The sequence below is a fragment of the Serratia sp. CC22-02 genome, from assembly GCF_900182895.1.
GTDB classification, from domain to species: Bacteria; Pseudomonadota; Gammaproteobacteria; order Enterobacterales; family Enterobacteriaceae; genus Serratia; species Serratia nevei.
Window position 1 is genome coordinate 174433 of the sequence record NZ_FXUD01000008.1, and the last position, 24722, is coordinate 199154.

The 24722-nt window shown below is 61.4% G+C and carries 20 protein-coding genes and 1 tRNA gene; 12 read left to right on the forward strand and 9 right to left on the reverse strand.

Annotated elements, in window-relative coordinates:
* Nucleotides 1-5 precede the first annotated feature (5 nt).
* Nucleotides 6-82: transfer RNA gene (locus QOL81_RS22060), tRNA-Met, on the reverse strand.
* 216 nt (nt 83-298) lie between these two features.
* Here QOL81_RS22060 and mltA point away from each other — a divergent pair.
* Both mltA and tcdA read left to right on the forward strand, forming a co-directional pair.
* A complete protein-coding gene (mltA, locus tag QOL81_RS22065) occupies nt 299-1435 on the forward strand; it encodes a murein transglycosylase A (protein ID WP_201966088.1) in 1137 nt (378 codons plus the stop codon).
* A gap of 84 nt (nt 1436-1519) precedes the next feature.
* Nucleotides 1520-2326 carry a tRNA cyclic N6-threonylcarbamoyladenosine(37) synthase TcdA gene (gene tcdA / locus QOL81_RS22070; protein WP_004931886.1) on the forward strand — a complete coding sequence of 269 codons (807 nt, stop codon included), beginning with the start codon at nt 1520-1522 and terminating at the stop codon, nt 2324-2326.
* Here the strand turns inward: tcdA and csdE are convergent.
* Both csdE and csdA read right to left on the reverse strand, forming a co-directional pair.
* Nucleotides 2317-2751, reverse strand: coding sequence for a cysteine desulfurase sulfur acceptor subunit CsdE (gene csdE, locus QOL81_RS22075; RefSeq protein WP_283440032.1), 435 nt, complete (start codon nt 2749-2751; stop codon nt 2317-2319). The two genes, tcdA and csdE, sit on opposite strands and share 10 nt — an antisense overlap.
* A 19-nt stretch (nt 2752-2770) precedes the next feature.
* The gene (csdA, locus tag QOL81_RS22080) at nt 2771-3976 is read right to left on the reverse strand and encodes a cysteine desulfurase CsdA (RefSeq protein WP_060423041.1); all 1206 of its coding nucleotides are present in this window, start codon (nt 3974-3976) and stop codon (nt 2771-2773) included.
* Nucleotides 3977-4172: 196 nt separating this feature from the next.
* Between csdA and QOL81_RS22085 the strand changes: the two genes are divergently transcribed.
* The 4 genes from QOL81_RS22085 to rlmM all read left to right on the forward strand — a co-directional run bounded on the left by QOL81_RS22085 (nt 4173) and on the right by rlmM (nt 7243).
* The gene (locus QOL81_RS22085) at nt 4173-4397 is read left to right on the forward strand and encodes a YgdI/YgdR family lipoprotein (protein WP_025304050.1); all 225 of its coding nucleotides are present in this window, start codon (nt 4173-4175) and stop codon (nt 4395-4397) included.
* A 385-nt stretch (nt 4398-4782) separates the two neighbouring features.
* On the forward strand, nt 4783-5700 hold the full coding sequence (locus QOL81_RS22090; protein WP_025304049.1) for a transcriptional regulator GcvA: 918 nt from the start codon (nt 4783-4785) through the stop codon (nt 5698-5700).
* Nucleotides 5701-5751: 51 nt separating this feature from the next.
* On the forward strand, nt 5752-6147 hold the full coding sequence (locus QOL81_RS22095) for a DUF423 domain-containing protein (RefSeq protein ID WP_004931896.1): 396 nt from the start codon (nt 5752-5754) through the stop codon (nt 6145-6147).
* On the forward strand, nt 6140-7243 hold the full coding sequence (gene rlmM / locus QOL81_RS22100; protein ID WP_047729979.1) for a 23S rRNA (cytidine(2498)-2'-O)-methyltransferase RlmM: 1104 nt from the start codon (nt 6140-6142) through the stop codon (nt 7241-7243). The genes QOL81_RS22095 and rlmM overlap by 8 nt, the downstream gene beginning before the upstream one ends.
* A 42-nt stretch (nt 7244-7285) precedes the next feature.
* Here rlmM and xni read toward each other — a convergent pair whose 3' ends face one another.
* The 3 genes from xni to queF all read right to left on the reverse strand — a co-directional run bounded on the left by xni (nt 7286) and on the right by queF (nt 10498).
* A complete protein-coding gene (xni, locus tag QOL81_RS22105; RefSeq protein ID WP_070913915.1) occupies nt 7286-8041 on the reverse strand; it encodes a flap endonuclease Xni in 756 nt (251 codons plus the stop codon).
* Nucleotides 8042-8095: 54 nt separating this feature from the next.
* A complete protein-coding gene (gene ppnN, locus QOL81_RS22110; protein WP_038878760.1) occupies nt 8096-9460 on the reverse strand; it encodes a nucleotide 5'-monophosphate nucleosidase PpnN in 1365 nt (454 codons plus the stop codon).
* Nucleotides 9461-9652: 192 nt separating this feature from the next.
* Nucleotides 9653-10498, reverse strand: coding sequence for an NADPH-dependent 7-cyano-7-deazaguanine reductase QueF (gene queF, locus QOL81_RS22115; protein ID WP_070913916.1), 846 nt, complete (start codon nt 10496-10498; stop codon nt 9653-9655).
* A gap of 63 nt (nt 10499-10561) precedes the next feature.
* Here queF and syd point away from each other — a divergent pair, with 63 nt between their 5' ends.
* On the forward strand, nt 10562-11110 hold the full coding sequence (gene syd / locus QOL81_RS22120) for a SecY-interacting protein (RefSeq protein ID WP_038878762.1): 549 nt from the start codon (nt 10562-10564) through the stop codon (nt 11108-11110).
* Nucleotides 11111-11719: 609 nt separating this feature from the next.
* Here the strand turns inward: syd and QOL81_RS22125 are convergent.
* Nucleotides 11720-12958, reverse strand: a complete 1239-nt coding sequence (locus tag QOL81_RS22125) for an MFS transporter (RefSeq protein WP_060423053.1) — start codon at nt 12956-12958, stop codon at nt 11720-11722.
* A gap of 178 nt (nt 12959-13136) precedes the next feature.
* Between QOL81_RS22125 and QOL81_RS22130 the strand changes: the two genes are divergently transcribed.
* From QOL81_RS22130 to QOL81_RS22150, 5 genes are all read left to right on the forward strand, one after another.
* The gene (locus QOL81_RS22130; RefSeq protein ID WP_033638567.1) at nt 13137-13463 is read left to right on the forward strand and encodes a YqcC family protein; all 327 of its coding nucleotides are present in this window, start codon (nt 13137-13139) and stop codon (nt 13461-13463) included.
* Nucleotides 13464-13609: 146 nt separating this feature from the next.
* The gene (locus tag QOL81_RS22135) at nt 13610-19585 is read left to right on the forward strand and encodes an alpha-2-macroglobulin (RefSeq protein WP_283440033.1); all 5976 of its coding nucleotides are present in this window, start codon (nt 13610-13612) and stop codon (nt 19583-19585) included.
* 49 nt (nt 19586-19634) lie between these two features.
* Entirely contained in the window at nt 19635-21983 is a 2349-nt protein-coding gene (gene pbpC / locus QOL81_RS22140; RefSeq protein ID WP_197658930.1) for a penicillin-binding protein 1C, read from the forward strand.
* Between the two features lie 60 nt (nt 21984-22043).
* Entirely contained in the window at nt 22044-22814 is a 771-nt protein-coding gene (gene truC / locus QOL81_RS22145) for a tRNA pseudouridine(65) synthase TruC (protein ID WP_060423062.1), read from the forward strand.
* Nucleotides 22815-22847: 33 nt separating this feature from the next.
* Nucleotides 22848-23300 (forward strand): flavodoxin, encoded by a 453-nt coding sequence (locus tag QOL81_RS22150; RefSeq protein ID WP_033654121.1) that lies wholly within the window; start codon nt 22848-22850, stop codon nt 23298-23300.
* Between the two features lie 57 nt (nt 23301-23357).
* Here QOL81_RS22150 and QOL81_RS22155 read toward each other — a convergent pair whose 3' ends face one another.
* Nucleotides 23358-23747, reverse strand: a complete 390-nt coding sequence (locus tag QOL81_RS22155; protein ID WP_004931929.1) for a DUF3461 family protein — start codon at nt 23745-23747, stop codon at nt 23358-23360.
* 129 nt (nt 23748-23876) lie between these two features.
* Nucleotides 23877-24701, reverse strand: a complete 825-nt coding sequence (gene dapD / locus QOL81_RS22160) for a 2,3,4,5-tetrahydropyridine-2,6-dicarboxylate N-succinyltransferase (protein ID WP_004931932.1) — start codon at nt 24699-24701, stop codon at nt 23877-23879.
* Nucleotides 24702-24722: the final 21 nt, after the last annotated feature.

Here is a 24722-nt window from a genome sequence, read left to right on the forward strand (position 1 = left end):
TCGGTTGGTTGCGGGGGCCGGATTTGAACCGACGACCTTCGGGTTATGAGCCCGACGAGCTACCAGGCTGCTCCACCCCGCGTCCGATGGATGCGCACTATACTCTCCGTGCGTTTTGTTGCAAACCCTTTTTGCATTTTATTGGCCTAAACCCGTTTTTCTGCTGGATTTGCCCGCAATTTGCCTTCTTTTTCATCACCATCCTCCGTGCGGCTTTTTTTATTTGCAGCGATTCCTTTATCAATGAGCGTTTGTTATCGTTCAGCCGGTAGATCATATCAGTTTGAGAGTGTGCGCGATGAAAGGACGTTGGGGCAAATACCTGCTGGGCGGGTTGATGGTGGCGGTGTTGGCGGGCTGTTCGTCCAAGCCGACCGATCGGGGTCAGCAATATAAAGACGGCCGTCTGGATCAATCGCTGGAGCTGGTCAATCAGCCCAACGCCAAAGGTTCGCCGGTCAACGCCAAGGACTACTCGGATCAGCTGATGGAGATCAAGTACGCATCGCCTTCGCTGTTTAACCGCAACAACAGCACCTATCAGGCGGTGCAAAGCTGGATGGCGTCCGGCGCCGACACGCGCATGCTGAGCCAGTACGGCCTCAGCGCTTACCAGATGGAAGGCGTCGACAATTACGGCAACGTGCAGTTTACCGGCTACTACACGCCGGTGGTGCAGGCGCGCTATACCCAACAGGGCGAGTTCCGCTATCCGCTGTACCGCATGCCGCCGAAGGGCAGAGGCCGCTTGCCGGATCGCGCGGGCATCTATTCCGGCGCGCTTGACGATCGCTATATCATCGCTTACACCAACTCGCTGATGGACAACTTCATGATGGAAGTCCAGGGCAGTGGCTACGTCGACTACGGCAACGGCCAGCCGCTGGTGTTCTTCGGCTACGGCGGCAAGAACGGCCACGCCTATCGCAGCATCGGCAAGGTGCTGATCGATCGCGGCGAAGTGGCCAAGGCGGACATGTCGATGCAGGCGATCCGTCAGTGGGCGGATACCCACAGCGCCGCAGAGGTGCGTGAGCTGCTGGAGCAGAATCCGTCGTTCGTGTTCTTCCGCCCGGAAGCTTTTGCGCCGGTGAAGGGCGCCAGCGCGGTGCCGCTGATCGCCAAAGCCTCGGTAGCCTCCGACCGGTCGCTGATCCCGGCAGGCACCACGCTGCTGGCCGAAGTGCCGCTGCTGGACAACAAGGGTAAATTCACGGGAAAATACGAGATGCGCCTGATGGTCGCGCTCGACGTGGGCGGCGCCATCAAGGGCCAGCACTTTGACATGTATCAGGGCATCGGGCCGGAAGCCGGCCACTCGGCGGGGTACTACAACCACTATGGCCGCGTCTGGGTGCTGAAGAACAACGGCGGTGGCCAGCTGTTCAGCGCCAATCAGTCAAACGGCAGCGGTTCGTTGCTGGCCACCCGGTAAACGCATACGGCGTGAAAAGAGTGACCCGCAAGGGCCGGATTTTCCGGCCCTTATCATTTGCATTACGAAGGTAATTAAAGCGTTATGAGCACAGCTTATTCGGAAGCCTATCTGCAGCGTTTCGGCGGCACGGCGCGGTTGTACGGCCAGCAGGCGTTGGCGGTGTTCGCGCAGGCGCACGTCTGCGTGATCGGCATCGGCGGCGTGGGTTCCTGGGCGGCTGAGGCACTGGCGCGCACCGGCATCGGCGCCATCACCCTGATCGACATGGATGATGTTTGCGTCACCAATACCAACCGCCAGATCCACGCGTTGCGCCAACACGTCGGGCAATCGAAAACCGAGGTGATGGCGGAGCGTATCCTGGCGATTAACCCGGAATGCCGGGTGACCTGCATCGACGATTTCATCACCCCGGACAACGTCGCCGAGCTGCTGGACCATAACTTCAGCTACGTCATCGACGCGATCGACAGCGTGCGGCCGAAGGCGGCGTTGCTGTCATACTGCCGCCGCTTCAAGATCCCGGTGGTGACTACCGGCGGCGCCGGCGGGCAGATTGACCCGACCAAGATCGAAGTGGCCGATCTGGCGAAAACCATCCAGGATCCGCTGGCCGCCAAACTGCGCGAGCGGCTGAAGCACGATTTCAACGTGGTGAAAAACGGCAAGGGCAAGCTGGGCATCGACTGCGTCTTCTCCAGCGAGCCGCTGGTTTACCCGCAGCCGGACGGTTCGGTGTGCGCTTCGCGCAGTACGGCGGAAGGGCCGAAAAGAATGGATTGCAGCGCGGGATTCGGCGCGGCGACCATGGTCACCGCGACCTTCGGCTTCGTCGCCGTGTCGCACGCGCTGAAAAAGATGGTGGCGAAGGCGGCGCGTCAGGCGTAACGGGCGGCGATGGCCTTTACGGCGGCGGCCAACGCCGCCAGGCCGCTGGCGCGGGTGGCGCTCAGTTGCGCGCGCAATGCCAGGCGGTCGAACAGCGCCAGCGGATCCAATGCGGCGATCTGCTGCGGCGTTTTCCCTTCCACTTCGGTCAGCAGCACCGCCAACAGGCCGCGCACGATGCGGCCTTCGCTGTCGCCATAGAAGTGCAGCGTGCCGTCTTCCAGCAACTGGTGCCCCAACCAGACGCGGTTTTCACACCCGCTCAACGCTATTTCTTCACTGCGCAAGGCCTCCGGCAGCGGCGGCAGCCGTTTCGCGAGCATAATCAGCTGGCGGTAGCGGTCTTCCCACTGTTTCAGCGTGCTGAAGGCGGCGATCAACGCTTCGGCGGTGACCTCTCGGCCAAAAGGATGGGGGGCGAGCATAGCGTCTCCGGGAATCAAGTCAGTCGGCCAGCAGATCGAGGGCGTGAGTCAACGCGCTGACCAGCGTATCGACGTCCTGTTGCGTATTGTAGGGGGCGAACGATGCGCGCAGCGTGCCGCTGACGCCTAACGCCGCCATCAGCGGCTGCGCGCAGTGTTGGCCGGCGCGCAGCGCAATGCCTTGCTCCGCCAACAGCGTGACGATGTCGCTGTGGTGTACGCCGGCGATATCGAACGCCAGCAGGCTGGAGCCGGAGCTGCGGAAGCTGCGAAAGCCCGGTAGCTGCGCCAACCGCTGTTCCGCCTGGTCCGCCAGCTCGCGGCTGTAGCGCTCCGCCGCCGCCATGTCCTGCTCGTTGAGCCAGGTGAGCGCCGCGGCCAACCCCAGCACGCCGGCGATGTTCGGCGTGCCGGCTTCGAAGCAGTGCGGCGGTTTTTGCGGGGTAAAACCGTCGAACGACGCCTGGGTCAGCATCTTGCCGCCGCCTTGCCACGGCGCCATCTGCGCCAGCAGCTCGGCTTTGCCGTACAGCGCGCCGATGCCGGTCGGGCCATACAGCTTGTGGCCGGAGAAGGCGTAGAAATCGATGTCGAGCCGCTGTACGTCGGCCGGGCCGTGAACCACGCCCTGAGCGCCGTCGATCATCACGCGTGCGCCGGCGGCATGCGCCTGTGCGATCGCCGGCGCCAGATCCGGGCAGCCGCCGGTGACGTTGGACATTTGCCCCAGCGCCAACAGGCGGGTGTTGTCGTTGAGCAGGGCGGGCAGCTGCGTCAAATCCGGCAACCGATCGGCGCCGATCGGCAGTTTCACCACCCGCGCGCCGGTTTGCTCTGCCACCATCAGCCAGGGGATCAGGTTGGCGTGGTGTTCCGCTTCACTTACCAGGATTTCATCGCCCGGCTGCAGGCGCGGACGCAGGTAGCTCTGCGCCACCAGGTTGATCGCCTCGGTGGTGCCGCGCGTCCAGACGATGTCGTCGGCCGACGGCGCATTGATCAGCTGCGCTACCTGGACGCGCGCTCGTTCGAAACGGGCGGTCAGATCCTGCGCTGCCCGATGCTGGCTGCGGTGCACGGTGGCGGCGTCATCGCGATAAAATTGCTGCGTGGCGTCGATCACCGCCTGCGGTTTCAACGCGGTGGCGGCGCTGTCCAGATAGATGCCGTCCTGCGCGAGCGCGGGAAACTGTTGGCGAAAAAGGCTGGGGTTAAAAGGCGTCATACCCTGATTGTCACTGGCTTGAGTCGATGGGTGATCCTGTCCTATTTTGCCGCCGGAGACAAGCGATCCTGCCTATTAGGACTTATCGCCTGGCAAAATTGGGAAAGTTTGTTATGCTATTAAATGTGCGCTAATTAATCGCATCTATACAGATAAAAGGTATTTACCAGCATTTAAAACTACAAAGGAGTCCTCAATGAAGAAAACAGCCGCAGTTCTCTCTGCTCTGATGCTTACGTTCACCCTGGCCGCCTGTTCCAGCAACTACGTGATGCATACCAATGACGGACGCACCATTGTCGCTGACGGCAAGCCTAAAGTGGACAACGACACCGGCATGATCAGCTATAAAGACGCCAACGGCGTCGAGCAGCAGATCAACCGCGCCGATGTGAAAGAGATGGTTGAAAGCAACCAGTAACCGTCAGGCAAAAAAAAGCACCGCAAGTTTTGCGGTGCTGCATAAAATCACTATGGACAGACAGGGTAAATGTACAGGAAGTGAAAAAACAGTAGCCTAGCTACCATGTCCGGAATCGCCGGACAATTTGCAAACACAACATCACAACCACAAGCCAAAAGTTCATCGGCGTCCTCGACACCCACTCCCTTTTCGTTCCGGCCCGGGAAGTGCCGCCACTATAGGTATTTGCTGGCGCATCCTCAACGGACAAATTATAATGGCTCGGATTAAAAAAACTAATGGCAATACGCCGTTAGCGTTTACCGATGGCTTGCCACGCAAAGCCGCCCGATTTTCGGCACCGAATCATTCGGATTAATGTTACACAAAAGTAGCTAATTTAATGTCTAAACGCTTACCTCCCCTCAATGCGCTGCGCGTGTTCGATGCGGCCGCTCGCCACCTGAGTTTCACCAAGGCGGCGGAAGAGCTGTTCGTGACCCAGGCCGCGGTGAGCCACCAGATCAAGTCGCTGGAGGACTTCCTCGGGCTGAAGCTGTTTCGCCGGCGCAACCGCTCGCTGCTGCTGACCGAAGAGGGGCAAAGTTACTACCTTGATATCAAGGAGATCTTCTCTTCGATCAACGAGGCGACGCGCAAGCTGCAGGCGCGCAGCGCCAAGGGGGCATTGACCGTCAGTCTGCCGCCGAGCTTCGCCATTCAGTGGCTGGTGCCGCGCCTGTCCGGCTTTAACTCAGCTTATCCGGGGATCGACGTGCGCATCCAGGCGGTGGACCGCGAAGAAGACAAGCTGGCGGACGACGTTGACGTGGCGATTTTCTACGGCCGTGGCAACTGGCCGGGGCTGCGTGCCGAGCGCCTGTATGCGGAATATCTGCTGCCGGTGTGTTCGCCTAGCCTGCTGACCGGCGATCATCCGCTGAAAACCGCCGAGGATCTGGCTTATCATACGCTGCTGCACGACGTTTCGCGCCGCGACTGGCTAGCCTATACGCGCCAACTGGGGTTGCAGCACATCAACGTGCAGCAGGGGCCTATCTTCAGCCACAGCGCCATGGTGGTGCAGGCGGCGGTACACGGCCAGGGCGTGGCGCTGGTGAACAACGTGATGGCGCAAACCGAGATTGAAGCCGGTCGCCTGGTGTGCCCGTTCAACGATGTGCTGGTCAGTAAAAACGCTTTTTATCTGGTATGTCATGACAGCCAGGCAGAACTGGGTAAAATAGCCGCCTTCCGGCAGTGGATCCTGGCGCGTGCCGCCAGCGAACAAGAGAAGTTCCGCTTCCGCTACGAACAATAAGGCCGGCCGCCGCCTTGCCGCGGCCGGTGATTTTTAATGGGATAGATCACGATGAGCAGCCGTTCCATGCTGGTTTTCGCCGCTATCAGCGGCTTTGTGTTTGTCGCGTTGGGCGCATTCGGCGCGCATGTGCTAAGCGGTACGCTCGGCGCCAACGAAATGGCCTGGATCCGCACCGGGCTGGAATATCAGGGATTCCACACCCTGGCCATCCTGGCGCTGGCGGTCGCGATGCAGCGCCGCGTGAGCCTGTGGTTTTACTGGAGCGGAGCGCTGTTGGCGTTCGGCACCGTGTTGTTCAGCGGCAGCCTCTATTGCCTGGCGCTGTCGCACCTGAAGGTCTGGGTTTATATCACGCCGGTTGGCGGCGTGTGCTTCCTGATCGGCTGGATATTGATGTTGATTGGCGCTTTGCGTCTGAGGAAAAAGGCCGAGCGCCATGAATAAGATTGCGTTGTACTGCCGTCCCGGCTTTGAAAAAGAGTGTGCGGCGGAGATCACCGACAAAGCCGCCCAGCTGGAGATTTACGGCTTTGCGCGGGTAAAAGAGCACAGCGGTTACGTGCTGTTCGAATGCTATCAGCCGGACGATGCCGACCGCCTGGCGCGGGAAATTCCGTTCCGCGAACTGATTTTCGCCCGCCAGATGATCGTGGTGGGTGAGCTGCTGCGCGATCTGCCGCCGGAAGATCGGGTATCGCCGATCGTCGGCATGCTGATCGGCGTGGTTGACCGCGGCGGTGAGCTGCGGGTGGAAGTGCCGGACACCAACGAAAGCAAAGAGCTGATGAAGTTCTGCCGCAAGCTGACGGTGCCGCTGCGCGGCGCGATGCGCGAGCAGAAGGTGCTGATGGCGCGCGAGAACCCGACTCGCCCGGTGGTGCACGTGTTCTTCATCGCGCCGGGCTGCTGCTACGTTGGTTACTCCTACAGCAACAACAACTCGCCGTTCTACATGGGCATTCCGCGTCTGCGTTTCCCGGCCGATGCGCCGAGCCGGTCGACGCTGAAGCTGGAAGAAGCGTTCCACGTGTTTATCCCCGCCGACGAGTGGGACGAACGCCTGGCCAGCGGCATGCACGCGGTCGATCTGGGCGCCTGCCCGGGCGGCTGGACCTATCAGCTGGTGAAACGCAGCATGATGGTGCATTCGGTGGATAACGGCCCGATGGCGCCGAGCCTGATGGAAACCGGCCAGGTGACGCACCACCGCGCCGACGGCTTCAAGTTCGAGCCGAACAGCAGCAAGATCTACTGGCTGGTGTGCGACATGGTGGAGAAACCGGCGAAGGTGACCAGCCTGATGATTCAGTGGCTGGTGAAAGGCTGGTGCCGTGAAGCTATTTTTAACCTCAAGCTGCCGATGAAAAAGCGCTATGAGGAAGTGTCGCAAAACCTGACGAGCATCCGCGAAGCGCTGGGCGCCGCTGGCATCAGCGTCGAAGTGCACGCCAAGCAGCTGTATCACGACCGCGAAGAGATCACCGTACACGTGCGCCGCATGTGGTCGGCGGTGCCGGGCCGGCGCGACGAGCGCGATTAATCGCGTTAAGCCTTATGAAGGGCGCTGCTTGCAGCGCCCTTATTATATCGGCAGGCGCAGCTGCTGCAGGTTGCCGTCCAGCGACAGATCGGTGCGCAGCGTGGCGACCTGTTTGCTGACGTAGGCCAGCTCGCGGTGTTGCTCCAGCTTGCCGCGCCATTTCTCCGGCACCTGCTCCAGGTGCTGATAGAGCCCATCCAGGCTGCCCGACTGCTGCAACAGCAGCACGGCGGTTTTCGGCCCGATGCCGGCCACGCCGGGGATCTTGCTGCTGCCGATCCCCGCCAGCCCCCAATAGTCCGGCAGCTGCTGCGGCTGTACGCCGAATTCTTGCTGCACGAAGGGCATGTCCAGCCAGCGTTTCTGGAAGTAATCGCGGATCTGCACGTTCGGCGCCAGCAGCTGGCAGTAGCCTTTGTCGGTGGAGACGATGGTCACCTGGTGGCCGCCGCCGGCGACCTTCGCCGCCAGAGTGGCCGCCAGATCGTCCGCCTCGTTGCCGGGAGAATGCCAGCTGGCGACGCCCAGTTCGGCGAAGGCCTCGCGCAGCTGCGGCATCTCCTGCTGCAGGTTTTCCGGCATCGGCGAGCGCCCGGCCTTGTAGTCCGGCAGAATTTGGTGGCGCCAGCTGTCGCGGCGATCGTCCTCGTCGAAGACCGCCACTGCATGGGTTGGGCGGCTGTGTTGGATCAGCTGCTGCAGCGCGTGGCGGCAGGCGTTGACGCAAGGGGAGCCCTGCACGGCGTGAATGCGGCGGATGAGGTTCAGGGCGTCGACAATCAGTAGGTGTATCATCATGGGCGGTAAGGTCAGAAAAAACAGGGCGGCTGTTACGCCGCCCGGGATTGAGGGTCAGGCTACGATTTCGTAGCAGGGCACATAGGCGCTGCCCGGCAGCTTCATGCGGTGCTGGGCGACAAAGCCCTGCAGCAGGCTGTCCATCTGCTTCATCATCTGCGGTTCACCGTGCAGTTTGTACGGGCCGAACTGCTCGATGGCATGGATGCCATTTTCCTTCACGTTGCCGGCCACAATGCCGGAGAACGCGCGGCGCAGCGCGGCGGCCAATTGCTCCGGCGGCTGGTTCGGATACAGATTGAGGTTCGCCATGTTCTCATGGGTCGGCTCGAACGGCAGCTGCAGATCCGGCGCGATGCGGATCGACCAGTTGAAGCTGTAGGCGTCGCCGGTGTTGCGGCGGTTTTCCTTCACCAGCGGCATGGCTTGCTTCATCTGCCGCGCCACTTCCGCCGGATCGTCGATGATGATGGTGTAATGGCGGCGCGCTTCGTCGCCCAGCGTGTTCATGATGAACTCGTCCAGCACGCGGAAGTAGTCGGCGCTCTCTTTCGGCCCGGTCAGGATCAGCGGCAGCACCTGTTCGCTGTTCTCCGGGTTCATCAGGATACCCAGCAGGTACAGCAGCTCTTCGGCGGTGCCGACGCCGCCCGGGAAGATGATGATGCCGTGTGCGATACGCACGAAGGCTTCCAGGCGTTTTTCGATGTCCGGCATGATCACCAGCTCGTTGACCAGCGGGTTAGGCGGCTCGGCGGCGATGATCGACGGCTCGGTCATGCCGATGAAGCGGCTGTTGCGGTAACGCTGCTGCGCGTGACCGACCGCGGCGCCTTTCATCGGCGCTTCCATGGCGCCCGGCCCGCAGCCGGTGCAGATGTTCAGCTCGCGCAGGCCCAGCTGGCTGCCGACCTTGCGCGCGTACAGGTATTCGTTTTCGTTGATCGAGTGGCCGCCCCAGCACACCACCATATTGGGATCTTCATCCAGATGCAGCGTGCGTGCATTGCGCAGGATCGAGAACACCAGGTTGGTGATGTGGGCCGAGTTTTCCAGGTTCAGGTGCTGGAAGCGGCCGGCGCTGGCGATTTGGCCATGCACGAACAGGATGTCGCGCAGCACGGCGAACAGGTTGGCCTGCAGCGAGCGGATGATGCGGCCGTCGACGAACGCCTCTTCCGGCGGATTGACCAGCTCCAGCTTCACCCCGCGCTCGCGGCGCAGCACGTTGATGTCGAAGGTTTCATAGCGCGACAGCAGCTGCTTGCTGTTGTCGGTTTGGCTGCCGGAGTTCAACACGGCCAGCGAACAGTTGCGGAACAGGCGGTACAGGTCGCTGCTGGCGGTGCGCTTCAGCATGTCTACTTCCAGCTGCGACAATAAATCCATAGAGCCAAGCGGGCTGATGTGTGTAATCAAGGTAACTCCTTTGCACCCGGTGCGGGGCGGTAGTAATCCATACGCAGCAAAACAGCATCTCTTTATGGTTGGCGTGCTGCGGCGAAGCGGGCGCTCTGCCCGGCCGCAGCCTCGTTTTAACCTTACCGCCGTCCCTGTGCTTTTACCAACACAAACCGCTCGTTAGCTCAGTTGTTGAGCAATGTTTCGCACTTATTGGCGCGCCAGGCGGCCGTGCTCGGGGGCGAATTCGACGTTGCTGCGCCACGGGTTGATATCCAGCCCGCCGCGGCGGGTATAACGAGCGTAGACCGTTAGGCTTTGCGGCCGGCAATAGCGCATCAGATCGTTAAAGATGCGCTCGACGCACTGCTCGTGGAATTCGTTGTGGTGGCGGAAGGAAACCAGATAGCGCAGCAGCGCTTCGCGATCGATCTTGCCGCCGCGGTAGCTTATCTGCACCGAGCCCCAGTCCGGTTGATGGGTGATCAGGCAATTGGACTTCAGCAGGTGGCTGACCAAGCGCTCTTCCACCACCTCTTTTCCGGCGGCGTTCAGCAGGTAGTCGGCATTGAACTCATAATTGTCGATGCGGATATCCTGCTGGTCGATGCAGTCGCCGGCCAGGCGGGCGATCGGCGTGCCTTCCAACTGCTCGACGCTGAACAGGGTGACGCTGACTTCGCCCTGGGCGCAGGCGGACAGATCGCGCTGCAGGGTGCTGCGCACCGTTTCCCAATCGGCGAACGGGGTTTGGTTGAAGCTGTTGAGGTACAGCTTGAAGCTTTTCGATTCGATCAGGTTCAGGCTGTCGGCGTTGAGGCTGATTTCACCGACCGCCACCTGCGGCAAGCCGTTGGCGTTCAGCCAGGAGAGTTCGTACAGCGTCCAGATGTCCGCACCGTGGAAGGGCAGGTTATCGGGATACAGGCCCAGCGGCTCGCGGTTCATGCTGCGCGGCACCGCCTGCAGCAGCGTGGCGTCGTAGCGATCGCGGTAGGCGGTGGGTTTGCCCAGCGTCAGCCCCGACAGGGCCTGGTGGTCTTGATATGAGGACATCTGCTGTCACCTCGGTCAGAGATAGGTACAATGGCCGTCAGTTTAACGTATGCGAGAAAGAATATGGACCATGATGTATCGCACGCTCTGCGTGAATTCACTCAACGTTATGTCGAGTTGTGGCAGCAAGAGCGCGGCCACGCGCCGGCCAGCCAGGCGCTGTACGGCGTGCCGTCGCCCTGCATCGTGGAGAACCGCGAGGACGAAGTGCTGTGGTTGCCGCGGCCTTTCGAACCGGCGGCGACGCTGGAAAAGGTAGAAACCGCGCTGGAGCTGCGTTTGCAGCCGGATGCGCACCGCTTCTACACGCAGCAATACGCCGGTGACATGAGCGCGCAGTTCGGCGAGCATCGCCTGAGCCTGCTGCAGGTCTGGAGCGAAGAGGATTTTATCCGCCTGCAGGAGAACCTGATCGGCCATCTGGTGACGCAAAAACGTCTCAAGCTGTCGCCAACGCTGTTCCTGGCGACCACCGAATCCGAGATGACGATGGTGTCGTTGTGCAACGTCAGCGGCAACGTGGTGCTGGAACAATTCGGCAGCGATAAGCGCACCCTGCTGGCGGCGACGCTGGGGAATTTCCTCGATGCGCTGCGCCCGGTGTTGGACTGAATCGCGACGGATTCGCCGTCGCCCGTGTGAGAGATCTCTCACACGGCCTGTGAGAGATCGCTCTTAATTTTTCCCGCCTTTCTCCAGGCTATGAGATTATTGTTATCCAGATCAATTGGTTAGAATTTCTTTAGGATAACTCTTAGTCTTAATTTAGTGTGAGACACCTCCCAAACCCTTGTGATTCCGGGGAATTTAAGCGATCTTATCGTTACCGGAACGGAACCGGCGGAGCAGGAAAGCATCAGGATGATGCAGCTTCAGGAAGAAGAAAGGGATGCGCTCAGGCAAGAGCGAAGGATGGTGTCAGGAGATGCCCAGGATGTTTCAGGATAGAAACCAGGGACACCTCCAGGACGGAGATTGAGAGCCGGCACAGGACTGTCGGCGGGTCAGGAAGGCTGAGGAACCGCGTCAGGACGATGCTGCAGGATGATGCAAGGACCACTTGGTCAGGATGGCCGCAGGAAAAGTTTTCAAGGATTGAGCAGGGAGCACGCTGTGTAGCGGGATAGCTATAAAACGAACCGGGGGCACTGTTAACGCAGTGCCCCCAACTTTTTGTTTTATCCCGCTGCGCGTGCGCCCCGCCTTAATCCCTCTTCAGCGTTAACCAATCGCGCCCAGCGTATCGCCTGCGCTCTGTTTTTTCGGCAGCAGGAACAGCGTGGCGTAGATATCCAGCAGGTAAATTGCCGCCAGCAGGCTGATGGCCGCGGTAAACGACACCTGCGTCACCAGCGCACCGATCACCAATGGCCCCAGGCCGCCGACGCCGCGCCCCAGATTGAACAGGATGTTCTGCGCGGTGGCGCGCGCCTGCACCGGATAGGTATCGGAAATCAACGCGCCGTAGCCGCCGATCATGCCGTTGACGAACATGCCCATCACGGCGCCGGCGAACAGCATCAGCGTCGGGTCGCTCAACTGGGCGTAACCGATCACCATCACCACGGCACCGATCTGATAAAGCACGAAGATCTTCCAGCGGGCGAAGCGGTCGGCCAGCATGCCAAACAGCCAGATGCCGAACGTCATGCCGACCACCGTCACCGCCGTCCACAGGCCGGACTTGGTGAGCGAGAAGCCAAAGTTTTTCGCCAGGTAAGTCGGCATCCAGATCATCAGGCCGTAGTAACCGAAGTTCTGCACCGAACAGAGAATGAAGATGCCGATGCTGGCCCTGCTGGTGGCGCGATCCTTAAACAGCAGGCGCAAACGCTGCAGGAAGGAGAGCGGTTGCCCGGCATCTTTCTGCCGCACGAATGCTTCCGGCTCGCCCAGGGTACGGCGGATCAGGAATGACGCCAGCGCCGGCAGCAGGCCGACCAAAAACATGCCGCGCCAGCCGATATGCTCCAGCAGCAGCGGCGTCAGGAAGGCGGCCGCCAGCACGCCCAATTGCCAGCCCATGCCGACGTAAGCCGAAGCGCGGTTGCGCTTCTCCGCCGGCCAGGCTTCGGCGATCAGCGCCATGCCGATGCCGAATTCGCCGCCCAGCCCGATGCCCGCCAGGGTGCGATAGGCCAGCAGATCCCAATACCCTTGCGCCACGGCACACAGGCCGGTGAACAGGGAAAACATCAGGATGGTGATCGTGAGCACCCGGATACGGCCGAAACGATCGCTGAGGTGGCCGAAAATCACGCCGCCCAGCACCGCGCCGATCAGCGTCCAGGTGACCAGTGAACCGGCGGCCGATGAGGTTAATCCCAATTCGATGCTGATGGCCGGCAGCATAAAGCCGAGGATCAGCAGGTCAAACCCGTCCATGGCATAACCGGTGACCGAAGCCAGCATGGCCTTACCGGGCGTCGCGTGGTTTTTTTTCTCTGTTATTACGGACATGAATCTTTATCTGTGTGGTGAATTCGGTGGGCCTATTGTGCCGCGCGGCGGCGAACGCCACCAGATAAAAACGGTGAGCTGTCTCAGGCGCGCCGAATTTGGGCTATAAAAATGCTATGCTTTGCCGCCTTTCAGCCAGCGCGCTGAATACCATGATGACAAGAGATCGGGAATGCAGATGAGTATACATAACCAGGTGCGCCGCAGTTTGCAGGCGATTGAACAATCCATGCGCGATCTGGCGCTGTGGCAGGCCGCGCCGCCTGATCATGAGGCTTTCTCCAGCACCGAGCCGTTCTGCATCGATAGCATGTCGGCCGAAGCCTGGCTGCAGTGGGTGTTCTTGCCGCGCATGTATGCGTTGCTGGATGCCGAAGCGCCGCTGCCGACGCGCTTCGCCATCACGCCTTATTTCGAAGAGGCGTTGAAAGATCGTGAACCGAGCAGCCTGCCGCTGCTGGTGCTGCTGCAACAGCTGGATTTGATGTTGAATAAAGAGCCGTAATTCGCCGGCGGCGCGCAGATTTTTGCCGCCCGGCAGTGTAGAGTACTCGCGCGGATGCCGGGCAGGAGAGCCGACGGCGTCTTTCGGCTCGGTTGAACCGCGGCGGTTGACCGGGGGCTGCATTAGGATGATGAGGTGCTGCAATAATGGATTTATTAAGGTTTATCCTGCGTTTGCCTTTTACCCTGGTTAAGGGCGTTTGTCGTCTGCTGGGTGGGGCGTTGTCGCTGTTGGGGCGGTTGCTGAGACCGCTGGTCGGCAACCTCAGCTGGCGTGCGCCGGCCTGGTGGGCTGCGCTGCCGCGCGGTTTTTTGCGGCTCGAAAGCGGCGTGGATAAACACCCGAAAGCGATCGGTTTAGGCCTGTTGCTGTTGGCTGGCGCCGCAGGCGGCGCATTTTACGGCTGGCACTGGTGGCAAAACCGGCCTCAGCCTATCGAACCTGCACCGATGGTGGTTCAGGAGGTCAGCGCATCGCTTGCCAACCCCGAGCCGATAGATTACGCCGCCGCCCGGCAGGCGCCGCAAACGGTGAGCCTGACCTTCAGCGGGTCGGTCGCGCCGATCGCCGCAGTGGGTAAAACCGTGAGCGCCGGCATCACTCTGAAGCCGACGGCGGAAGGGCAGTGGGCATGGAGCAATGAGTCGACGCTGCTGTTCACGCCGAAAAAGCCGCTGCCGATGGGCGCGAAGTATGACGTGACCCTTGAGCCCGCCACCCTGCTGGCACCGCAGATCAAACTGGCCAAAACCCGCTATGCCTTCACCGTGCCCGCGTTCGATTACCGCCTGGGGCAGGCTGAGTATTACCGCGATCCGCAAGATGCGCAGAAACGCAGCGCGATTTTCAATCTGAAGTTCAACGCGCCGGTCGACGTCGCCAGCTTTGAAAAACAGATTTCGCTGGGGTTGAAAGAAGGCAGCACTTCCTCCGAGAAAAAGTTGAACTTCTCTCTGGTCTATGACGAGAAAAAACTGAACGCCTGGGTGCATTCCGAGCCGCTGCAGGCGCTGGATCAGGGCGGCGCTGTGCATCTGACCGTCGGCAAGGGCGTCAAATCGACGGCGGCCGGCAATGCGGTCGAAGAGGCGAAAAGCAACTGGGTTAAAGTCCCGACGCTGTACAGCCTGGCGCTGAGCGACGCCAGTGCCCAGGTTGTGGATACCGATGGCGGCCAAGGGCAGCGTGCGCTGGTGGTCGGCTTCAGCGATGCGGTGAAGGATAAAGAGCTGGCGCGGGCCACCAAAGCCTGGCTGCTGCCGCAGCACGATCCGAGCGATGCCGAGACCGCCAACGATGCCGAAGATTTCTATCAATGGACGGTCGACAGCGTCGGTAAAAACGTGCTGGCGCAGGCGACGGCATTGCCTTTGACGCTTAACGAGGCGGAAGAGGCCTACCAGCCGGAGTTCAGCTTCCGCTTTGAAGCTCCGGCGCACCGCTTCGTGCTGATCGAGATAGACAACCAACTGGTCTCCGTCGGCGGTTACAAAATGCCGAAGAAGGTTTATCGGGTGGTCGAAGTGCCGGAGTTCCCGAAATCGCTGCAGTTCATGTCCGCAGGCTCGCTGCTGTCGGTCAACGGCGACAAACAGATCAGCGTGGCGGCGCGCAACGTGGCGGGCCTGCGGCTGGACATCAAGCGGGTGATCCCGAGCCAGCTGCAGCACATCGTCTCCTTCAAAAGCCGGGAATATTCGTCCACGGAATTCAACCGGCTCAATGATGAGTATTTCACCGAGCATTTCAAATACCAGACGGCGCTCAATAACGAGCGACCGGGGGAAGTGAACTATCAGGGCATCGATCTCTCCCGTTATCTCTCCACCAACGCCAGTTCGCATCGCGGGGTGTTCCTGCTGACGCTGTCTGAATGGCAGCCGAACCGGAAACCGGCGGCGGAAGAGGCGGGTGCCGAGCCAGAACAGGAACCGGACGAGAGCACCGGAGATGATCAGCCCGACGTCGGCGATTCGCGCTTTGTGGTGGTGACCGATCTGGGCATCGTCGCCAAGAGCTCGCAGGATAAGACGCGCGACGTCTTCGTGCAGTCGATTCAAAGCGGCGCGCCGGTCAGCGGCGCCAACGTGTCGGTAGTGGCCAAAAACGGCGTGACGCTGCTCAGCCAAACCACCGGGGCCGACGGCCACGTGCGTTTCCCGGCGCTCGACGTGTACACCAACGAGCGCCAGCCGGTGATGTTCCTGGTGGAAAAGGAAGGGGATGTCTCCTTCCTGCCGACCGGCAGCTATAACGATCGTGGGCTGGACTTCTCGCGCTTCGACGTCGCCGGTGAACAAACGCCGACCGATCCGCGCACGCTCGGCAGCTATCTGTTCTCCGATCGCGGCGTTTATCGACCGGGGGATACTTTCAATATTGGCCTGATCACCCGCGCCGCCGACTGGCGCGTTGGCCTGGCCGGCGTGCCGGTGCGCGCCGAAGTCCGCGATCCGCGCGACAAGCTGATGACCACCGTGCCGCTGACGCTGGGCGCCAGCGGTTTCAACGAGCTGAGCTATACCACCGATGAAAACTCGCCCACCGGCGAGTGGAACGTCTATCTGTATCTGATCGGCAAAAACAACGATACCTCCACGCTGCTCGGCCATACCGCGGTCAATGTGAAGGAGTTCGAGCCGGATCAGCTGAAAGTGAAGCTGGCGCTGACGCCGAATCGCCAGCAAGGCTGGGTCAAACCGTCCGAGCTGAAGGCCAGCATCGATGTGCAGAACCTGTTCGGTACCCCGGCGCAGGATCGCCGCGTGACCACCAGGCTGACGCTGCGGCCGATGTATCCGAGCTTCGATCGCTTCCCGGATTATGCGTTCTATGAAAACCGGCAAAACAGCGACGGGTTCGAAACCGAGCTGGAAGATCGCACCACCGATGAGCACGGCGCGGCCGAAATCCCGCTCGATCTGAAATCCTACGCCGACGCCACCTATCAGCTGCAGCTGCTGTCGGAGGCGTTCGTCGCCGGCGGCGGGCGCTCGGTGGCGGCTACCGCCCGCACGCTGGTTTCGCCTTACGATTACCTGATTGGGGTGAAGGCGGACGGCGATCTGGGCTACATCAACCGCGACGCGGAGCGGCATCTGAACGTGATCGCCATCGATCCGAATCTGCAGCAGATCGCCATGCCGAACCTGAAGCAGGTGTTGATCGAGCAGAAATACATCTCGGTGCTGACCAAACAGGATTCGGGCGTTTACAAATACCAGTCGAAGATGAAGGAAGTGCAGCTGTCGGAACAGCCGCTGGCGCTGAGCGAGCAGGGCGCGGATCTGCGGCTGGCGACCGATAAGCCGGGCGACTTCGTGCTGGTGATTGAAGATGCGCAGGGCAAAACGCTCAATCGCGTCGCCTACAGCGTGGCCGGCAACGCCAACCTGAGCCGTTCGCTGGATCGCAACGCCGAACTGAAGCTGAAACTGAACCAGGCGGAATATCAGCCGGGCGAGGAGATCGAGGTGGCGATCAACGCGCCTTATACCGGTAGCGGCTTGATCACCATCGAGAAGGACAAGGTTTACGCCTGGCAGTGGTTCCACACCGATACCACCAGCTCGGTGCAGAAGATCCGCGTGCCGGCCGGCATGGAGGGCAACGGCTACATCAACGTGCAGTTCGTGCGCGACATCAACTCCAGTGAAATCTTCATGAGCCCGCTGAGCTATGGCGTGATGCCGTTCAAGATCAGTACCCAGGCGCGGCAAAACAGCCTCGAGGTGACGGCGCCGGAAGTCATCAAGCCGGGTGAAAACCTGACGATGACGGTCAAGACCGACGCGCCGCAGCAGGTGGCGCTGTTTGCCGTCGATGAGGGCATTCTGCAGGTGGCGCGCTACCGCCTGAAGGATCCGCTGGAGTTCTTCTTCAGCAAGCGTGAACTGAACGTGAGCAGCTCGCAGATCCTCGACCTGATCCTGCCGGAGTTCAGCAAGCTGATGGCGCTGACCGCGGCGCCGGGCGGCGACGCGGGCGAAGGGCTGGATCTCAACCTCAACCCGTTCAAGCGCAAACGCGACAAGCCGGTGGCCTATTGGTCCGGCATTACCGAGGTCAGCGGCGAGAAGCAGTTCGTCTACCCGGTGCCGGACTACTTTAACGGCAAGATCCGCGTGATGGCGATTTCGGTGACGCCGGAGAAAATCGGCAAGGCGCAAACCGCCGCCACGGTGCGCGACAACTTCATCATGACGCCGAACGTGCCGGCGATGGTGGCGCCGGGCGACGAGTTCGACGTCAGCGTGGGCGTCAGCAACAACCTCGAAGGGTTGAACGGCCAGTCGGTGGCCATCAACGTTCTGTTGACGCCGCCGCCGCAGTTGGAGGTGGTGGGCAACGCGACGCAAAGCCTGACGCTGGCGGAAAAACGCGAGGGTGTGATCACTTTCCGTCTGCGCGCCAAATCCGCGCTGGGCGATGCACCGCTGGTGTTCGACGCCCGTTACGGCGACCAGGCCAGCCGCCGCACCGTCAGCACCTCGGTGCGGCCGGCGGCGCCGTACCGCACCCAGTCGGTGATGGGGCGCATGAGCGGCAGCAGCCAGAATGTCGATGGCCTGCGCCAGATGTTCGACGCTTTCGCGCAGCGCCGGGCGGCGGTGTCGAATTCGCCGCTGGTGCTGACCAGCGGGCTGGCGCAATACCTGGCGGATTACCCGTATTACTGTTCCGAGCAGATCGTCAGCCGCTCCATTCCGCTGATGCTGCAGAGCCGCCACCCAGAGATGAAAAGCAGCCTGAGCCAGGCGGAAGTCAGCAAGCAGCTGCGCAACCTGCTTGGCGTGCTGCGCGCGCGCCAGAACGACAGCGGGGCGATCGGCGCCTGGCGTTCGTCGCCGGATGCCGATCCTTTCGTCACGCCTTATGTGGTGCAGTATCTGCTCGAAGCCAAAGCGGCGGGCTACGCCCTGCCGGAAGGCATGCTGGACGAGGCCAACGGCGCATTGCGCGAGCTGGCGGCCAGCGGATTCGACGATCTGTATCTGCTGCGCCTGCGCAGCTGGGCGGTTTACCTGCTGACGCTGCAGGGCGAAGTGACCACCAACTCGCTGGCGGCGGTGCAGGATACGCTGCAAAAACGCTATGGCGAAGGGTGGAAAACCGATCTGAGCGCGCTGTATCTGGCTTCTTCCTACCGTCTGTTGAAGATGGACGACGAAGCCGCCGCGTTGCTGCAACCGAGCTGGCAGCAGCTGAGCAAGGCGTATGACAGTGCCTGGTGGACGCAGAATTATTTCGATCCGCTGGTGCAGGATGCGACTCGGCTGTATCTGATTACCCGTCACTTCCCGGAGAAAGTGGCGTCGATCCCGCCGCAGGTGCTGGAGAATATGGTCAAGGCGCTGAAAGAAGAGCGTTACACCACCTACTCTTCCGCGATGAGCATTCTGGCGCTGGAAAGCTATTCGGCCCAGGTGGCGGCGCAATCCGCCAATGCGGATGCCTTGGGCATCGTGCAGGTAGGCAAAGCCGGCGGCGAGCCGCAGCGCATCAGTGAGCTGCAGGGGTTGTTCGTGCAGGGGCAGTTCAACGCCGATGCTACCGCGGTACGCTTCACCAACGGCGGCAATGCGCCGGCCTGGTATGTGGTGACGCAGGCCGGTTACGATCTGAATGCGTCGCAAAAAGCGCTGTCGCGCGGGATTGAGATCGTTCGCGATTACACCGACGAACAGGGCAAACCGGTAACGCAGGTGACGCTGGGGCAGAAGATCAACGTCCATCTGAAGGTGCGCGCCAACTCGAAAGAGGGGCAGAGCAACCTGGCGATCGTCGATCTGCTGCCGGGCGGGTTCGAAGTGGTGCAGCAGACGCCGCCGGAACCGGCCGATGCCGGCGAGGAGAGCGAAGGCCGCGGCGGTTGGCAGTCGCCGCTGGCCGCTACCGGCTCCACCTGGGCGCCGGATTACAGCGATATCCGTGAAGATCGGGTGATTATCTACGGCAGCGCCGGCACCGAGGTGCAGGAGTTCGTCTATCAGATCAAGGCCACCAATACCGGCAGCTTTATTATTCCACCGGCCTATGGCGAAGCCATGTACGACCGTGAAGTACAGGCGATGTCGGCCGGCGGTGGCAAGCTGGTGGTGGTGCCGGCGGGCAACGACTAGGCCGGATCCGGCGCCAGGCCAGCGTCTGGCGCCGGGGCGGTGATAACGTATGAAGATCCTGACCGGGCGCGTGCTGCAAAACGGCTTGATGGCGGCGTTTTTACTGGCGCTGCTGCTGACCGCGATTCGGCTGTGGCCGCATCCGCCCCTGTGGCAGGGGCTGCCGCAGTCTTCCGTCTATTACGACAGGCACGGCGCGCTGCTGCGTATCACGTTGGCCAACGACGACCGCTACCGGCTGTGGACCCCGCTGGAGCAGGTGTCGCCGCTGGCGGTGCGTGGGCTGCTGCTGCACGAAGACCGCTGGTTCTACTACAACCCCGGCTTTAACCCCGTTAGCCTGATGCGTGGCTTCTGGCGCAGCTATGTCGCCGGCGGCAAAATGCAGGGCGGGTCGACCATCAGCATGCAGCTGGCGCGCATGCGCTGGCATCTCAACACCCGCACGCCGGGCGGCAAGCTGCTGCAGGTGCTGCGCGCGGTGCAGCTGGAGCTCAGCTACTCCAAGCACGATATCCTGGAAGCCTACCTGAATTACGCCCCCTACGGCCGCAACATCGAAAGCATCGGCGCTGCCAGCCTGATCTATTTCGCCAAGTCGCCGAAGGATTTGACCCTGCCGGAGGCGCTGACGCTGGCGGTGCTGCCGCAGTCGCCCAGCTACCGTCTGGAGCCGAAAACCGGCGTGCTCGGCGCTGCATTGACGCAGGCGCGCAACCGTCTGTTCCAGCGCTGGCAGCGGGTTTACCCCACCGACGCCAGCCAGCAAACGCTGTTCCGCCTGCCGCTGACGCTGCGGCAGCCTGAGCAAGTGCCCTATATCGCGCCGCACTTTATCGAGCAGCTACGGCTGCAGACGCAGCAACTGGTGCAGCGCGATACGCGCGTCGATACCACGCTGGACGCCGGGTTGCAGCGGCTGGTCGAGCGGCAGGTCAACGCGTTTATCGCCCGCAACCGCAGCCGCGGCATCCAAAACGCCGCGGTGCTGCTGGTGGACAGCCGCGATATGGGGGTGCGTGCGCTGGTGGGATCGGCGGACTATTACAATCGGCCGATCCAGGGGCAGGTAAACGGTACCAACGCCAAGCGCTCACCGGGTTCGACGCTGAAGCCGTTTATCTACGCGCTGGGCATGGAGCAGGGCGTGCTGCATCCGATGACCATCCTGAAAGACGTGCCTTCGTCGTTCGGCGCCTATGCGCCGGAAAACTTCGACCGGCGCTTTCTCGGCCCGGTGACCGCCACCGATGCGCTGAATTTCAGCCGCAACATCCCGGCAGTGTATGTCGCCTCGCAGCTGCGCCAGCCGACCTTTTATCAGTTTTTGCGTCTGACCGGCGTGGCCAATATGGCCAGTGAGAGCCACTACGGGTTGTCGCTGGTGCTGGGCGGCGGCGAGGTGACGGCGCAGGAGTTGGCGAAGCTGTATGCGCTGTTGGCGAACCGTGGCGAGCTGCGGCCGCTGCGTATGCAGCTGAACGAGGCCGAATCGACGCCGGTTCGGCTGCTGAGCGAGGAGGCCAGTTTCATTACGCTGGATATGCTGCGCCAGCATCGGCGGCCGGGCGATACGCTGGCGCAACGTTCTTCTTCACTGCCGGTGTACTGGAAGACCGGCACCTCCTGGGGTTTTCGCGACGCCTGGAGCGTCGGGATTTTCGGCCCTTACGTGCTGGTGGTGTGGGAAGGCAACTTCGACGGGCGCGGCAACAATGCGTTGGTCGGCGCCGAGGCGGCAGCGCCGCTGTTCTTCAACATCATCGACAGCGTCAACGCCAGCTATCCTGGCCTGCGTGAACCGAAGCACCCGTTCCCCCAACGGCTGCGGCGGGTGGAGATCTGTCTCGCCAGCGGCGATCTGCCCACGCCGTGGTGCCAGCAGAAGGGCAAGACCTGGTTTATTCCCGGCAAATCGCCGATCAAGGTCGACAGCGTCTATCGGCCGGTGGTGCTGGATATTCACAGCGGCGAGGTCGTCTGCCCGCCGTATGACGCGGCGCAGACCCGCACCGAAATCTTTGAGTTCTGGCCTTCCGATTTGGCCAACGTGTTCGCCCAGGCCGGGCTGCCGAAGCGGGCGCCGCCGGTCAACCGCTGCAAGGACAACGGCGTCGCCGTCGGCGGCAACGCGCCGCGCATCACTTCGCCGCTGAAAAACACCACCTATACCCTGCGCCAGTCGCAGCAGGGGCGAGATAAAATCGCCTTCAACGCGGTGACGGACGCCGACAGCAAGACGGTGTACTGGTTCGTCGACGATATCTATCTCGGCAGCAGCGCCAGCAAAAAGCCGATCGACTGGCGGCCGATCAACAACGGGCGCTACCGCATTCGGGCGGTGGACGATCGCGGCCGCGCCGATACGCGCCTGGTGACCATCGAATGGGTGAACTAGCGCTGAGCCGCACGCCTGTTATACTCGCGCCCGAAACGGCTATTTACCTGGGAAAGCGATGTGATTGAGATTTTGTATCAGGATGAACACCTGGTGGCGGTGAACAAGCCGTCGGGCTGGTTGGTGCACCGCAGTTGGCTGGACCGTCATGAAACTCGCTTTATGATGCAGACGGTGCGCGATCAGCTCGGGCAGCACGTCTTTACCGTGCACCGTCTCGATCGCCCGACTTCCGGCGTGCTGCTGATGGCGCTCTCCAGCGAGGTGGCGCGCCTGCTGTCGCAGCAGTTCGAGCAGCATCAGGTGCAGAAAACCTACCATGCGGTGGTGCGCGGCTACGTGCAGGAGGGGGCGACCCTCGACTACCCGCTGACGGCTGAGCTGGACAAAATCGCCGATAAACATGCCGATGCCGATAAGGGACCGCAGCCGGCGGTGACGCACTACCGGCCGCTGGCGCAGGTAGAGATGCCGGTGGCCGTCGGCCGCTACGACAGCGCGCGCTACAGCCTGGTGGAGCTGCAGCCGGAAACCGGCCGCAAGCACCAGCTGCGGCGCCACATGGCGCATCTTCGCCATCCGATCATCGGTGACAGCAAGCACGGCGATCTGCGGCAGAACCGCGGTATGGCGCAGCATTTCGGCTGCCCGCGCCTGATGCTGCACGCCAGTCATCTGCAGCTGACGCACCCGATGACCGGCGAGCCGCTGCGGGTGACGGCGCGCTGGGACGAAGACTGGCAAGGGGTGATGGCACAGTTCGGCTGGGCGGGGGTATTCCCTGAACTTGCCGGGGTTGAGTTTAGCGCGGCTAACGGTCAGGATAGCTGACAATTTTTAAAGGTAATGAAGGGAGTAGGAGCCATGGCTCAGGTTGGTATCTTCGTGGGAACGGTCTACGGCAATTCGCTGCTGGTGGCGGAAGAGGCGCAAAACATCCTCAGCGAGCAGGGCCATGAGGTCAAACTGTTCGAAGAGGGCACGCTGGAGGCCTGGCAGTTTTATCGTCAGCACTACGCGCTGGTGATCACCTCCACCACCGGGCAGGGCGATCTGCCGGATAGCATCGCGCCGCTGTTCCACGCCATTCGCGATCAGGTCGGCTACCAGCCGGAGCTGCGCTATGGGCTGATCGCCCTCGGCGACAGCAGCTATGACAACTTCTGCGGCGCCGGGCGCGCGTTCGACGCGCTGCTGCAAGAGCAGGGCGCCACCCGTGTGAGCGAAGTGCTGGAGATCGATGCGATGGAACAGCCGGAGCCGGAAGTGGCCGCCTGCCCGTGGGTCGAGCAGTGGGGCACGCTGCTGCAATCGTAAAGTAAAAAGGCGCCGCGAAAGGGCGCCTTGGCGATGATGCGGGTCAACCGATCCGCATTATTTGCCGCGGGTGAGTTTTTCCAGATCGGCTTCGATCTCGGCAATCTTGTGCGACACCACGCCTTCGAGATGGCGCAGGTCGTCGAGGATTTTACGCTTCAGATCCACTTCCACCTGATCGCGCTGGCACAGCTGATCCAGTTCGTCGATCACGTAGCGCAGGTTCGGGTTGATCTCGTGAATTTCCTTGTAGCCCTGGCCGGCGTTGTCCGCCACCACGGTTTTACGCTGGCGCGGGTACTTGAACTTCACGCTCTTGGCGAAGAACTCGCCCTTGTCCTTGCGGAAATAGATCTTGAGGATGTCGTTGTTGGCCTCTTGACGCAGGCTATAGCGATCGACGTCTTCCGGTTGATTGATGCCCAAACTCTTCAAGTTATCGTACATACTGCGCCCTCTTTAGATGTGATCGTTATATTCCACGACTGCAATTATGGCGGAAAGCGAGATCTGCGACTGTGACTGCCAGCGAAACGCAGACAAAAAAATAGCGGGTGAATCACCCGCTATTTCAATTTAGTCGATAGTGCGCAATAACTCATTAATGCCGACTTTACCGCGCGTTTTGGCGTCGACTTTCTTGACGATCACCGCGCAGTACAGGCTGTAAGAACCGTCTTTCGAAGGCAGGTTGCCGGAAACCACCACCGAACCCGCCGGTACGCGGCCGTAATGGATTTCGCCGGTCTCGCGGTCATAGATGCGAGTGCTCTGGCCGAGGTATACGCCCATCGAAATCACCGAGCCTTCTTCCACGATCACGCCTTCCACCACTTCGGAGCGCGCGCCGATGAAGCAGTTGTCTTCGATGATGGTCGGGTTGGCCTGCAGCGGCTCCAGCACGCCGCCGATGCCGACGCCGCCGGACAGGTGAACGTTTTTGCCGATCTGCGCGCAAGAACCGACGGTGGCCCAGGTGTCGACCATGGTGCCTTCGTCGACGTAGGCGCCGATGTTAACGTAAGACGGCATCAGCACGGTGTTGCGCGCGATGAACGCGCCCTGGCGCACGGTGGCCGGCGGCACGACGCGGAAACCTTCCTTCTGGAAGCGCGCTTCGTCGTAGTCGGCGAACTTCATCGGCACCTTGTCGTAGTAGCGGGTTTCCGCGCCGTCCATCACCTTGTTGTCGTTGATGCGGAAAGAGAGCAGCACGGCTTTCTTCAGCCACTGATGGGTGACCCATTGACCGTCGATCTTCTCGGCGACGCGCAAGGCGCCGCTGTCCAGCAGGCCGATCACCTGGTTTACCGCTTCGCGCGTTACGGTGTCTACGTTCGCCGGGGTGATGTCCGCACGGCGCTCGAAGGCGCTTTCAATAACGTTCTGTAATTGCTGCATGCTGTTCTCTTTCCTGATGTT

Coding starts and splice junctions, on each gene's coding strand:
- rlmM (WP_047729979.1), top strand. CDS start 6,140: ATGAATAAGATTGCGTTGTACTGCCGTCCCGGCTTTGAAAAAGAGTGT.
- csdE (WP_283440032.1), bottom strand. CDS start 2,751: ATGCTCGCCCCCCATCCTTTTGGCCGAGAGGTCACCGCCGAAGCGTTG.
- xni (WP_070913915.1), bottom strand. CDS start 8,041: ATGATGATACACCTACTGATTGTCGACGCCCTGAACCTCATCCGCCGC.
- QOL81_RS22150 (WP_033654121.1), top strand. CDS start 22,848: ATGGCTCAGGTTGGTATCTTCGTGGGAACGGTCTACGGCAATTCGCTG.
- csdA (WP_060423041.1), bottom strand. CDS start 3,976: ATGACGCCTTTTAACCCCAGCCTTTTTCGCCAACAGTTTCCCGCGCTC.
- QOL81_RS22155 (WP_004931929.1), bottom strand. CDS start 23,747: ATGTACGATAACTTGAAGAGTTTGGGCATCAATCAACCGGAAGACGTC.
- QOL81_RS22125 (WP_060423053.1), bottom strand. CDS start 12,958: ATGTCCGTAATAACAGAGAAAAAAAACCACGCGACGCCCGGTAAGGCC.
- dapD (WP_004931932.1), bottom strand. CDS start 24,701: ATGCAGCAATTACAGAACGTTATTGAAAGCGCCTTCGAGCGCCGTGCG.
- queF (WP_070913916.1), bottom strand. CDS start 10,498: ATGTCCTCATATCAAGACCACCAGGCCCTGTCGGGGCTGACGCTGGGC.
- syd (WP_038878762.1), top strand. CDS start 10,562: ATGGACCATGATGTATCGCACGCTCTGCGTGAATTCACTCAACGTTAT.
- QOL81_RS22130 (WP_033638567.1), top strand. CDS start 13,137: ATGAGTATACATAACCAGGTGCGCCGCAGTTTGCAGGCGATTGAACAA.
- QOL81_RS22085 (WP_025304050.1), top strand. CDS start 4,173: ATGAAGAAAACAGCCGCAGTTCTCTCTGCTCTGATGCTTACGTTCACC.
- QOL81_RS22135 (WP_283440033.1), top strand. CDS start 13,610: ATGGATTTATTAAGGTTTATCCTGCGTTTGCCTTTTACCCTGGTTAAG.
- mltA (WP_201966088.1), top strand. CDS start 299: ATGAAAGGACGTTGGGGCAAATACCTGCTGGGCGGGTTGATGGTGGCG.
- pbpC (WP_197658930.1), top strand. CDS start 19,635: ATGAAGATCCTGACCGGGCGCGTGCTGCAAAACGGCTTGATGGCGGCG.
- QOL81_RS22090 (WP_025304049.1), top strand. CDS start 4,783: ATGTCTAAACGCTTACCTCCCCTCAATGCGCTGCGCGTGTTCGATGCG.
- QOL81_RS22095 (WP_004931896.1), top strand. CDS start 5,752: ATGAGCAGCCGTTCCATGCTGGTTTTCGCCGCTATCAGCGGCTTTGTG.
- tcdA (WP_004931886.1), top strand. CDS start 1,520: ATGAGCACAGCTTATTCGGAAGCCTATCTGCAGCGTTTCGGCGGCACG.